Annotated in this window: 10 protein-coding genes; 7 read left to right on the top strand and 3 right to left on the bottom strand. The window is 45.2% G+C overall.

Annotated features, from left to right (window positions below):
- Window positions 1-965: 965 nt before the first annotated feature.
- From ADJ77_RS07105 to ADJ77_RS07120, 4 genes are all read left to right on the top strand, one after another.
- Complete coding sequence (locus ADJ77_RS07105) at window positions 966-2,747, top strand: thiol-activated cytolysin family protein (RefSeq protein ID WP_025077739.1); 1,782 nt, start codon at window positions 966-968, stop codon at window positions 2,745-2,747.
- A gap of 551 nt (window positions 2,748-3,298) precedes the next feature.
- On the top strand, window positions 3,299-4,072 hold the full coding sequence (locus tag ADJ77_RS07110) for a hypothetical protein (RefSeq protein WP_042740818.1): 774 nt from the start codon (window positions 3,299-3,301) through the stop codon (window positions 4,070-4,072).
- A 47-nt stretch (window positions 4,073-4,119) separates the two neighbouring features.
- Window positions 4,120-4,383, top strand: coding sequence for a hypothetical protein (locus ADJ77_RS07115; protein WP_025077740.1), 264 nt, complete (start codon window positions 4,120-4,122; stop codon window positions 4,381-4,383).
- 252 nt (window positions 4,384-4,635) lie between these two features.
- Window positions 4,636-5,670, top strand: a complete 1,035-nt coding sequence (locus ADJ77_RS07120; RefSeq protein WP_025077741.1) for a Fic family protein — start codon at window positions 4,636-4,638, stop codon at window positions 5,668-5,670.
- Between the two features lie 187 nt (window positions 5,671-5,857).
- Here ADJ77_RS07120 and metG read toward each other — a convergent pair whose 3' ends face one another.
- Together metG and ADJ77_RS07130 are read right to left on the bottom strand one after the other, a co-directional pair.
- Window positions 5,858-7,921: a methionine--tRNA ligase gene (metG, locus tag ADJ77_RS07125; protein WP_025077742.1), complete on the bottom strand. Its 2,064-nt coding sequence runs from the start codon at window positions 7,919-7,921 to the stop codon at window positions 5,858-5,860.
- Between the two features lie 220 nt (window positions 7,922-8,141).
- Window positions 8,142-9,860, bottom strand: coding sequence for an RluA family pseudouridine synthase (locus tag ADJ77_RS07130; RefSeq protein ID WP_050696232.1), 1,719 nt, complete (start codon window positions 9,858-9,860; stop codon window positions 8,142-8,144).
- A gap of 201 nt (window positions 9,861-10,061) precedes the next feature.
- Here ADJ77_RS07130 and ADJ77_RS07135 point away from each other — a divergent pair, with 201 nt between their 5' ends.
- On the top strand, window positions 10,062-11,051 hold the full coding sequence (locus tag ADJ77_RS07135; protein WP_025077743.1) for a patatin-like phospholipase family protein: 990 nt from the start codon (window positions 10,062-10,064) through the stop codon (window positions 11,049-11,051).
- Between the two features lie 46 nt (window positions 11,052-11,097).
- On the opposite strand, the gene ADJ77_RS13775 is transcribed toward ADJ77_RS07135, so the two are convergent.
- Window positions 11,098-11,235, bottom strand: coding sequence for a hypothetical protein (locus tag ADJ77_RS13775; RefSeq protein ID WP_154663388.1), 138 nt, complete (start codon window positions 11,233-11,235; stop codon window positions 11,098-11,100).
- A gap of 120 nt (window positions 11,236-11,355) precedes the next feature.
- Between ADJ77_RS13775 and ADJ77_RS07140 the strand changes: the two genes are divergently transcribed.
- Together ADJ77_RS07140 and ADJ77_RS07145 are read left to right on the top strand one after the other, a co-directional pair.
- Window positions 11,356-12,354 carry an SPFH domain-containing protein gene (locus ADJ77_RS07140; protein WP_025077744.1) on the top strand — a complete coding sequence of 333 codons (999 nt, stop codon included), beginning with the start codon at window positions 11,356-11,358 and terminating at the stop codon, window positions 12,352-12,354.
- Window positions 12,351-12,689 (top strand): hypothetical protein, encoded by a 339-nt coding sequence (locus ADJ77_RS07145; protein ID WP_025077745.1) that lies wholly within the window; start codon window positions 12,351-12,353, stop codon window positions 12,687-12,689. The genes ADJ77_RS07140 and ADJ77_RS07145 overlap by 4 nt, the downstream gene beginning before the upstream one ends.
- The last annotated feature ends 16 nt before the right edge of the window (window positions 12,690-12,705 follow it).

Below are 12,705 nucleotides of genomic sequence, written 5' to 3' on the forward strand. Positions count from 1 at the left end.
TGATAATCTTTGATACTTCATAAGTGTGTTCATTCTTGGGTCAGTTATTCAGAAGTGGGAATCATACGGATGGTATATCCGTTTTTCTCCACTTTACAGTCTCCGTCCAAATTGATGAGCAGAGGCTTTTTCAGTGGAGTTGCGTGGTGGCTTTCAGCAGAACATTGATTTCACGGTTCAGTTTTTTTCTGCACCGATGTTGTTCTTGATAATGGGACGAAGCAATGCCTCGATGTATTCCCGTTAGTTCTGCTTGTTCAACAGCTCATTGAGACTACAGCGCAAAACGCTTGCTCAGAACAACGTGTATCTTGCACTTTTTATTTGATCTCAAAATGGAGTTTACCTCCAATAGTGCTAATAAACGGGCTTTATGTCCCAAAGTTAAACTTTAGTCCATGAGTTATGCGAAAAGTGTGCGGTCTCAATGTTTACAAAGATAATGTTTTTGTGTGTATCGACAAAGAGAATGGCGTTAAAATTCAGTTTAATATAGGTATATTGAACTGGAATGTGGATGTTTTCCGTAATTTGCAGGTTTCCTTCTGCGATGCTTCCTTCTCAAGCGAGGCACTGAGGAAAAAACAAAGAGAAGTCAACGGAAAAATCCTTTTGGAAACTTGAATTTCATATTTCTTAAAAAGAGTAAAGCTATTTATGGGTTTCTTATGATTATAAGTGAGTTGGGAGCTTGGTATGTCTGATTAGAATAATCATGGTAGCTGCAGAATGTCCGATTAGAATAGTTTTTTGTCCACTTAGCATAGCTCTATCGATACTTTTTTCTTATAATTTTACAACAGATTCAGTAAAGAAGAACGTTTCCCTATGAACGAAAAATTACGATAGGAGGAACGTAGGCGAAGTTTGTTTTGCAAGTGTTTTGCGGGATTAATTGCTATATTAGCAGAAGGCGCATTACTTTATAAGCTCATTTATTTATTAACCTTTTAAAGAATTAAATTATGGAGACAGATGACGACAGATTATCCAGGTACATAGACGGCATGAGGCGTCAGCGAGCAGGTGATTCAGAAGATGGTCGAAATGTATCCAGCAGCGGATATGTCAGACCTACTTTAGTATCCTCAAGTGGAAGTTCCGATACTGACCGTCAGCGAACGGGTGGTTCTGAAGGAGGTCGAAATGTATCCAGCAGCGGATATATCAGACCTACTGGGGGATACTCAAGTGGAGGTTCCGATGCTGACCGTCGGCGAGCCATCAATGCCTACATCAGCGGTCTCATCGCTGATAGCAGCTTGCTCACATCATCCGAAATAGGATCTACCGGACCGAGACAGTCAGGACAGTATCTGAAAATACACCGTCGTGTGGACTGGCATGCCAAGGCGAAGACGTCGAGTGTTACCACCAGTTCAAACAACATCTTCCCCGGAGCGCTCATTGTGGTTGACGGAAATGTGACCTCGCTCAACCCCACCATTCTGAATGTGAAGCGCGGTAAGGTGAATGTGCGCGTGGAGCAGTTCAATGGAGCCGTTATCAGCGGGCGAGATTCCATTGTGGCTGATGCTTCCAAGGAATCCTCGGGAAGCATGGCCGTGGCTGTGGATCATGCCATTGATAATATCCTCCATGACTTCTACAACTCGGGTGTTACCATCCCACCGGGCATCGTTGACAAGACGGAGACCTACCACAGTTACAAGGAGGCCGAGTTCGGCATGCATGCCTCGGCAGGCTATGCCGGTGCATCACTCAAGGCTTCTTATGAGTCGAGTAGCAATTCCTGCCGCAGTATTTCCATCCGTGACTTCTGTCAGAAGTACTACACGGTGAAAGCCGACCTGCCCGATGGTGATTATTCGCAGCTATTCGGTGATGATGTAACAGTAGACATGTTGCGCCGGAAGATACAAAACAATGCTCTGCTTTTCGTGGACTCCGTAACCTACGGGCGTCGTGCCTACTACTGTTCCGAGATAGAGACCCACTCTTCGTCTATGCTCGCCACGGCAGAAGCAGCCTACAGTACTTACTTCTCTGCTGACTCGAAGTGGAAGAAGAGTTCGCAGGACATACGGTTCAAATCGTGGTTCGTGCTTGACGGAGGAAACATTGCTGGAACCAGTGCCTTCTATGAGGGTGTGCCTGGCACCAATCTCATGGCGAGTAGCGACGGACAGGAAGATGGGCAGCAGACCACCCTCGACCGTATCATCGCCTATCAGGATGAGATGAAGAGGCGAGTGAACAATTATGTGCAGAGCGGCATCTCCATCGACCGCAACACGCAGGGTGTCATTCTCTCCTATACCACCTCGTTCATGTCGAATAACCTTGTGGCTGCTCAATTTGGCAATACGGGCAGTTACATCGAAGAAACAGTCATCCCGATTCATCCCGTGCAGATACTTTTCCAGAACCGTCGAGAAAGACCGAGATACATTAGTGCCAGTTGGACGGAATATACCGTAGACGATTACGGGAATATCTGGGAAAGCCAGGTGGAGTATCCGAAGACCCATGTCGGAGGTAAGAGGGGACTCAGTATAGAAGTTACAAGGAACACCTATCAGGTGAAGAACATTAACATCAAGGTGTGGGAAGGTGACAGTGTAAATATCGTGTCGGGTGGAAATATTCTGCTCGATGCCGACAACAACTACTATCCTTCGGAGGAGGTTTACTATGTTGTCTACTGGAACAGGTCCATGAAGGCTGAACTGCTTGACAAGGCACATTGGGATGCCCATGTGGGCATGGAGGTAGACCTCGGTTAGTCTCCCTGCCAGCATCGCATCTGTGAGCGGTTGCGTAGTGTGCAAATCAGATAGTTCACCTGCACTGCCCTCGGGCTTCTGTTCGTTGGAGACAAATCACTGAAAGAGGCGGCTGTGCCGTCCTCTTTCTTTTTTTCTCCCTTTCACGATATGTTCTTATCTTTGTAACAGGTTGTTCGATTTATACAAAGCGTTGTATATAAACCCTGAAGATGGCTCACCAGATTCTGTAGTAAGTTACGTACTTAAACCAATCAACCAAGGTTAAACATAAACCTGAAAGTAGTCAGCCGGAAACATTGAAACCACGCTTTATGCAATTTATTTTCATGAAAAGAAATATTTTTTTTCGTGAAGATAAATATTTTTTTTCATGAAAATAAATTCTTCTTCTCGTGAAAATAATTCATTCGGGAGGGTTGTGGGGACGTAGCGAAGGCTTCTGAAGAGCTGTCAGACATGTATAATTCAGTGGTAAGAAAAGGTGTCTTTAGTAGCTTGTTATTCTTTTTTTGTCTATATTTGCAAATGAAAATAATTCTATATACGATATGAAACAATTCTGTAAGGTTATTCTTTGTTTAAGCTGTGTGGCATTTGTGCTGAGTGGCTGCCGTGATAAGGCGCAGTCTAAAGCTGATGCTGCAGACTCTTTGGTTTCGACAGGGCAGACGGTTAAGCCGGTGTCAAAGTCGGAAAAGGAAGAAGATATACATAAGTATGAGGTTGCTGACCGGCAACGGATAACAGATTTCATTCCTAAAGGTTATAAACTTTTCAACAAGATTTCGGGCGACTTGAACAAAGACGGGTATATTGATTGCGTGTTGATCATCAAGGCAACACGCAAGGATGGCTTCGTGAAAGATTTTAAAGACGAGGTGGTTGACCGAAACCGCAGGGGGATTATCGTGCTGTTCAACAAAGAGGGCGTCTACGAAGTTGCATCTAAGAATTACACTTGCTTCTCGTCAGAGAATGAGGACGGCGGCATTTATTTCTCTCCCGATTTGGGTGTAATCATAAAGGACGGTAAATTGTATCTACATTATTATTACGGCCGATATGGTTATTGGGAGTATTGTTTCCGTTATCAAGACTCTGACTTTATGTTGATAGGTTATGAGTCTTCAAGTGATCGTGGCCCGGTAGTGCTTAGAAAAGTGAGTGTCAATTTCCTCACCAGAGTTAAGTATGTTGATGAAAATATCAATCCAGAAGGCGAAGAAGAGGATGAAGAGTTTGAACGTGAGGTTATAAAACTAAAGAAAAGACCGTTAAAGAAACTATCGGAGATAGCTGATTTCGACGAACTTGAAATATAGAGATTGAATACTGATGATTAATAGATAAGATATAAGCGTTGAAGCGAATGAATAAGACTGTAGTAGGGCTGGTATTAGCGGTCTTTATGTTAGTTGGCTGTCGTGATAAGGCACAGAGTTCAGGTGATGCTGCTGACTTTTTAGCCATGACAGCAAAATCAGTGAAGGTGACTTCAGATTCAGTAAAGAAAGATAAAGAAAGCCAAGTAGAGGATGGTGACCGACGACGGATAACAGACTTCGTACCTCAAGGGTACAAACTAATGATGGAGAAAAGGCTGAAGAATACGAACGAGAAGATTTTAAATTGAAGAAAGCTCTATTACTAAAGCTCTCTGAGATTCGTGCTTTTGAAAACTTGGAATTTGAGCAAGAATAAGTAAAACAACTAATAATTAAGCTATATTTCAAGGCTTGCGTATAAGCCCCGAGAGCTTGCCTTTAAACGTATAGAGTGCAAGAATCGGCTCAAAATACCATTCATTTTACTCGTTTTTAGGCTCACGATGAGCCGATAATTAGCTTTTTATTGCTATATTTGCACCGATTAAGGTTTGTAAGTCATGAATGAATCAAGAGACATATTGCAATATCTGCATTATCATCCACTCTCTTCTCGTGGTGATATTACTGCTGGAACGGCTTTCAAAGGTAGTGATGCAACTTTGAAACGTGTGATAGCAGCAGGCATTAAGGCAGGTGACATCGTGGCAGAAGGAAAGGCACGTGCTACTCGTTATAGGCTTTCTCCCCAAGCTCAGTTACTGATGCCACTCAATCTTGATACCTATTTCGCACTTGAAGTGGATGAGCGACAGGTGCAAAGCAGTTACAATTTTGAATTAATTAATGGTCTACTCACAGAAACAAGACTTTTCTCAGACAAAGAGCAAGCTCACCTTGATGCGTTACAAGATGAATTTCGGCAGCATGTCAATGAGTTGACTGATAATGAGTATCGTAAGGAGATGGAGCGGTTAGGAATTGATCTTAGTTGGAAGTCTTCGCAAATAGAAGGTAACACATATACTTTGCTTGAAACAGAACGTTTGCTCCGTGAGAGTAAGACAGCAGAAGGTAAGACGAAAGAAGAGGCTGTGATGCTGCTCAATCATAAGGATGCTTTGAGCTTTATCCTTGATAACCCAGACTATCTACAGGAACTAACGGTTAGTCATATAGAGGATATTCACCAATTACTAACAAAGGATCTCTCTATAGATAAAGGTCTTCGTCGTCATCGTGTTGGTATTACTGGAACCAATTACCATCCTTTAGATAACGAGTTTCAAATCCGTGAAGCTATGAGAGATGCTTGTAAGCTAATCAACAGTAAATATAATATCTTTGAGAAAGCCTTACTCACACTCTTACTTCTGTCTTATATTCAACCCTTCTCAGATGGAAATAAGCGCACAGCACGTATTACGAGCAATGCAATACTTATCGCTAATGACTATTGTCCACTTAGTTTTCGTTCCATAGACTCTATAGACTATAAGAAAGCTATGCTCATTTTTTATGAGCAGAATAACCTTTATGCTTTTAAGCAAATATTCATAGAACAATTTGAATTTGCCGTAAAGGAGTATTTTTAATGCAAAAGAAGATGTGAACGTCGATTTATATTTACGCTTTTTGAGGTGCTAACTTAGAGATTTGGGGTTAACAGAGGGAGACTTACTTTTACGAAAACAATACGGAAAAAAGGCAATTATAAAGTGTGGAGATTCACACATTATAATTGCCTCTTTAGGTTATTTGAAAAAGCCGCTTGGGCTTATCTTATCCCACCTGACTACCCGGTTTCACCTCACCCATGGTAGTTGTGACGGTGAGTGAGCCGTCGAAGTTGACAGCTGAGAGAATCATTCCCTGACTTTCAATGCCCATCATCTTGCGAGGAGCAAAGTTAGCCACGAAGAGAACGTCCTTACCTGTGAGCTGTTCTGGCTCATAGTAGGCTGCAATACCGCTGAGGATAGTGCGCTCAACACCTGAACCATCGTCGATGGTGAACTGCAAGAGCTTCTTACTCTTCTTCACCTTCTCGCACTTGATGATATGTCCTACACGGATATCGAGCTTCTCGAAGTCCTCGAAAGGAATATCCTTCTTGATTGGTTCAGCCTTGTATGAAGCGGCTTCGTTCGCCTTCTTTGTTTCTTCTAACTTATTGAGCTGAGCATCGATAGCCTCATCCTCAATCTTCTCGAAGAGCAACTCTGGTTCAGCAAGCTGCTTGCCGGCAGCAAGGAGTTCGGTAGAACCGAGTTCACTCCAGTCATACTCCGTCATGTTAATCAGCTCACGAAGTTTCTTACTGCTGAATGGCAAGAATGGTTCGAAAGCAATACTGAGGTTGGCAACGAGCTGAAGCGAGATGTTGAGGATGGTCTCCACACGCTTAGGGTCAGTCTTCCAGAGCTTCCAAGGCTCAGTCTCCGCAATGTATTTGTTACCGATGCGGGCAAGGTTCATTGCCTCCTTCTGTGCCTCACGGAACTTGAAGATGTCAAGATAAGCCTCAACCTTTGCCTTTACGTCCTTGAACTCTTGAATTGTCTGGCGGTCAATCTCCTCTAATTCACCACAGGCAGGAACCACACCGTTCCAATACTTCTTCGTCAACTGCAGTGCACGGTTCACGAAGTTACCGTAAACAGCAACGAGTTCAGAGTTGTTACGCTCCTGAAAGTCTTTCCAAGTGAAGTTGTTATCCTTGGTCTCCGGAGCGTTGGCAGTCAGCACATAGCGCAGCACATCCTGCTTCCCTTCAAAGTCGCGGAGGTACTCATGGAGCCATACTGCCCAGTTCTTACTTGTAGAAATCTTGTCGTCTTCAAGGTTGAGGAACTCATTTGAAGGTACGTTGTCTGGCAAAATATAATCGCCATGAGCCTTCAACATCGTCGGGAAGATAAGACAATGGAACACGATGTTGTCCTTACCGATGAAGTGAACAAGGCGGGATTCCGGGTCCTGCCACCACTTCTCCCAGCTGCCGAAGCGTTCTGGATTACTGTCGCAAAGCTCCTTTGTATTTGATATATAGCCGATTGGTGCATCGAACCATACGTAAAGCACCTTGCCCTCGGCTCCCTCTACAGGTACAGGAATACCCCAATCGAGGTCGCGGGTCATGGCACGTGGCTGGAGATCCATGTCCAACCAGCTCTTACACTGACCGTAAACGTTTGGTCGCCACTCCTTATGATCCTCAAGAATCCACTGCTTCAGCCACTCCTGATAGTCGTTCAGTGGCAGGTACCAGTTCTTTGTCTTCTTGATAACAGGCTGCGAACCAGAGATTGTTGAGTGTGGATTCTTCAATTCCATAGGGCTGAGGTCGCTGCCACACTTCTCACACTGATCGCCGTAGGCATTCGGATTGCCGCAGTGAGGACACTCACCCATGATGTAACGGTCGGCAAGGAACTGGTGAGCTTCCTCATCATAGTACTGCTCACTCTCCTGTTCTACGAGCTTACCGTCGTCATATAGCTTACGGAAGAAGTCAGAAGCAAACTTGTGGTGGGTCTCGCTTGTCGTACGGCTGTACACATCAAACGAGATACCGAATTCCTCGAAAGAGTCCTTAATCATCTTATGATAGCGGTCGCATACGTCCTGCGGGGTGATTCCTTCCTTCTTTGCACGGATTGTGATTGGCACACCGTGCTCGTCACTGCCACCGATAAAGATTACCTCACGCTTCTTCAGTCGGAGATAACGCACATAGATATCGGCTGGAACATATACACCAGCAAGGTGTCCTATATGTACACCACCATTAGCGTATGGCAATGCCGCAGTAACCGTGGTGCGCTTGAATTTCTTTTCTTCCATATCTGTTTGATTATTTATTTTCTACTTGCAAAGTTACAGTAAATAAGGTAAATGACAAAGGAAATGGCTGTGTAACCTGATAATTAACTTTTTTCGTTCTTCCAAACGTGACTTGTGCAGCTTATTTGCAACTCGGAAAATAAGTAAAAACAGCATTCGAAAGTGTATCTTTATGTTCTGAAAACCTGTAAGGTCAATGCATGGAATCAGCTTTATATCTTCATTTTAGAGGTAAGGTGAAATTCATCCGTTCCTGTGTGATGGGATGAGTGAACTCAAGGTATTCTGCGTGCAGCCAAAGGCGTTCAGAACGTTGACCGTATAGGCTGTCACCGATGATAGGAGTTCCCAGTCCGTCTGGATGCGCACAATGGATGCGCAGTTGATGAGTACGACCAGTCAGCGGATAGAGTTCAATCTTCACTGCTTCCAACGCTTCCTTGCCATATGTTGTCTTGCCGATAATACGATATTCTGTGATGGCAGGCTTGCCGTTTTCAGTGTCAACACGCTGTCGGGGACGGTCGTTCGGGTCGAGAGAGAGCGGAAGTTCTATCTGTCCTGATGCTGGCAACTGCTTGTCGAGGACAGCAAGTGGAAGCAAAGCAACGTACTTCTTCTTTACAGTCCGCCCTATGAATTGCTCCTGTAAAGCCTTGTAAATCTCAGAAGTGCGGGCAACAACGAGCAAACCACTCGTAGCCATGTCCAACCGATGCACCATAAACGCATCATTCTTACCCTGCCATCGTCCTTTTAGAACACTATAAACTGATGGCTGGCAGCCTTTTCCGGGAACAGAAAGCAAGCCCGACGGCTTGGCAACGACTGCAAGGTAATCGTCTTCATAGAGTATTTTTACGTCTGTAGAAAGAGTAGTTTTGGTTTCATTTTCAGCCTCGTTATGACCTTTGTTTTCAATGTCTACCCCTTCCAACATCCACTCCAAGATAGGTTTACATTTTCCGTTGCAAGCAGGATAATAGTAACCATGCTGTCGAATCTCAGTCTTTGGCGATGGTCCCCACCAGAACATAGCCATGCTAATAGGCTTAAAACCATGCAGGAAGGCATATTGCAAGAGCTTCGGTTCACAGCACTCGCCAGCTCCGGAGGGCGGAAGGAGCGAGGGTGCAAGCCCCTTTTCAGTGGCACGTTCAGCAGGGGTTGTGGCTTTTGCGTGGGCAGCCTTGGTACGTGCAGGACTATTCTTCAGATAGTAATCACGGAAAATATCGAGCAGGTTCTTGCGTTCTTCGTGTGCATTGAGCAGTGAGAACTGGGAGAAAAGCCAACGTTGCAGATGGTCAGACTTCATTTTCCGCTCCCGCTTCCATGATGTTATCTGGTCCTGAAAGTCATTTACGGCAGTCTGTGCAGCAGTAATCTGCTCTGCGTATACCTGTTTCTTACGGTGCAATTCCGCTTTAAGAAACTGGCTCTGGCGTGTCATTTCGTTTCGTTCCTCCTCTGAAATAAAAGCCTCCTTGCGGCGTTTATCACGCAAGAACTTAGCCCCCTGCATCACCTTCCGTGCTTCCTCGATTGCCTTTTCAGCTTCCTGCTGAATCGTTTTTAGCCTTTCCTTTGCCTGTCGGTAGGCTGTTGAGGCTTTCAGTTGGGCTATCTGCGTGTTCAAATGGGTAATCTCAGCCTCGTGAATCTTGAAGTAACCATCGGGCTGGAGATAGTCAAAGACAGCAGGAACGAAGTCTTCTCCCTCGTCTGCTATCTGCCCTGAATAGGCTTGCAGATAGCCAATCTCTCCGTCTCGCTCAACAATCAGAACGCCATACATCTTCCCTTCGGTAGGTGTCATAGGGAGATTTGCCTGCAACTGCTTGGCTGCAGTACGGCAAAGAGCGTCTGGTTCGTAATCGAAAGGATTATTAAACCGAGCGGGTAAGGGCTGTTTTGATAGGATAGGATGAAACTTCACCATGCAAAGGTAAGGAAAAGTTGACGAGTTGACAAGTTGACGGGTGAACAAGTTGCTTGTTAAGAAGTTGACGAATTGACGGATTGACGGTTGAACAAGTTGCTTTTTTTTGCGATTAGGCTGGAGGTTGAAAAGGAAAGAAAAGCAAGAATAAAAGTGAAAACCACGCTTTTCTCTTGGAAAAACATTACTTTTGTCGCTATGAAGAAATGTTTTCTTGTATTTCTGATGCTGATATGCTGTGGACTATCTGTGATGGCACAGCAGAAGAATAAAGACGGTAAAGACCGCCCGAAGGTAGGACTTGTGCTTGGAGGTGGTGGTGCGAAAGGTGCTGCAACCATAGGGATACTGAAGGAATTAGAGCGGGCAAAGATTCCTGTTGACTATATCGCAGGGACAAGTATAGGAGCGATTATAGGCGGATTGTACTCGCAGGGCTATCGTGCGGACGACCTCGAGAAACTCTTTCGTTCGCAGAATTGGCTGGCACTTTTGGCAGACAGGGATACAACACTTGTCGGGAAGGTCTATAAGGAAGAAGATGGAGTAGTCTATCTCTTCGGCTTTCCTGTGCGGAGAAAGACTGATGCGAATGATAAGAAAGGCTTTGGAATGTTACATGGCGACCACGTTTATACCTTCCTTGACTCCCTCGTCAGACATTCCCCAGTTCGTCGTGGCATCGTAAAAAAGGCTGTTCCCTTCTCGTGTGTAGCCTTTGACATTCGTCGTCAACAAGAAATAATACTCGACACAGGCTCTTTGGCGCGTAATATGCGTGCCAGTATGGCTATCCCCGGTGCGTTCAAGCCCGTGCAGCTGGACACGCTGATGCTGGTGGATGGCGGTATGGGCAATAATCTTCCAGTTGATGTTGTGCGGATGATGGGGGCGGATATTGTTATTGCCATAGACCTTCAGCAGCGCAAACATGATGATTATCGTTCGCCTTTCGCCTTTCTGAAGGGAATGGGTGGTGTCCTGAAATGGTTGGCGGAACGTCCTGATATAAAGAAATATAATATCAACCGAACGCAAGCCGACCTTTACATTAATCCCGATTTGGGTTCTTATGGCGTCACAAACTTCAAGCCGAAGGCAATAGCTGCACTGCTCCAGATAGGCAAAGAGACTGGGGCTGTCCACCGGAAACAGTTGGAAACATTCATGAAAGACCATTCCCGATAGGAGAGTGGGACTTTCTGAAGTATCAAACAGGGCACTTGCTGAATGATTACCAACCACCGATAACATCATTATCAACGCCTGTTATAGATGCGGTTTGTGATATTCTGTTTTCATAATCGGCGATGACAGATTCTGGATAAGACACAGCCGCAGTCACAAGGCTGATACACTGAAGGACTACCATTTTACATGTTTTTCTTGCTGTTTCCAATGCAAATCACTACATTTGCATTGGATAGTAAGGCGGAACACGCCGTCTTGCAGCCAGAAGAATTAAAGATTTTCCAATAATAATCAATAGTCTATGGGATTAAAAGACCTTTTCAAACGGCAGCTCCGTACTGTCATCGAATGGAAAGAGCAGGGTGCTGACCTATTGTTTCATCAGATGGAAACCACAACTGATGAGATAAAGAATGCAAGTAAACTCATCGTTGCACCCGGACAGGGCTGCATTGTCGTGTATGATGGAAAGGTTATGGGTACGCTTGCCGAACCTGGTGTCTACGAGATGGAGACTGCCAACCATCCTTTTATCACCACACTGCTCAATCTTGCACAGCGGACAGAGAGCGAACACAAGATGCGTTTCTTTTTCTTCCGTACTGCTGAGATGGTGAACATTCTATGGGGAACGCCATCACCTGTGAAATACATGGAGCCTGACTATAAACTCCCTGTCACCCTTGGTGCCTGTGGTAACTTCTCTGTGGCTATATCCAATCCCGAGAAGATGTTTGTCACACTGCTCGGACCTGTCAGCAACTATTATGCTTCGGATGTGCAGGAACTTGTTTCATCCCGCATCATAGCACCCTTGACTTCCTTCCTTGCTGTCAAGGCTTATCCTTATCGTGAGGTCGACACGCACATCATGGAGATGTCTGGCGAGTTGAAGTACAAGACAGCGGAAGAGCTGGCACGCTTAGGTCTGACACTTACCGACTTCCGCATCAACTCTGTTACCTTCGATGACGATACGATGGAACGTATCGGACGGATTGCCGACATGACCACGGAAAAGCGGGCTGCAGCCGAGGTTGACCTCGATTATGCAGGCTTGCAGAAGCTGGAAGCACTTCGTGAAGCTGCCCGAAACGAGGGCGGACTGGCTGGAGCAGGATTGCAGATCGGTGCAGGACTGCAGCTGGCACAGGACATCTTCAAGACGCAGGGTGCGGGTATGGCTGCCGGAGGTGATGCTACGGAGCGTCTCCGTAAGCTGAAGACACTCTTTGACGAGCAGCTCATCACAGAAGATGAATACGAACAGAAGAAGAACGAAATACTATCGAAATTATGAAGAAGGTAATTATTCCGGCAGTAGTCATACTCTGTGTGAATGTCATCGCTGGACTGCTGCTGTCAGCTTATCCGCTGGCAAACATGCTGTTTACCAGTCTTGCCATTCTTGTCAACACACTTCTGATAATCCTGCTCTTCCTTTTCCGTGCAGAAAGCACCCACCGCATGAGCTTAGGTTTTGTATTCTTTGTCATCGGAATCATAGAGTATGTGGGCGGATTGCTTGCGCCTGAACATCTGACGGATAACTGGTGGGTCATCATGTTTGTGGTATTGACAGCCGTGCAGGTTGTATTGACCAGTCTGACACTGCATTACACCAAGAAATCATAACTCTGTAAAGATTTAA

This window comes from Prevotella fusca JCM 17724, assembly GCF_001262015.1.
GTDB lineage: Bacteria > Bacteroidota > Bacteroidia > Bacteroidales > Bacteroidaceae > Prevotella > Prevotella fusca.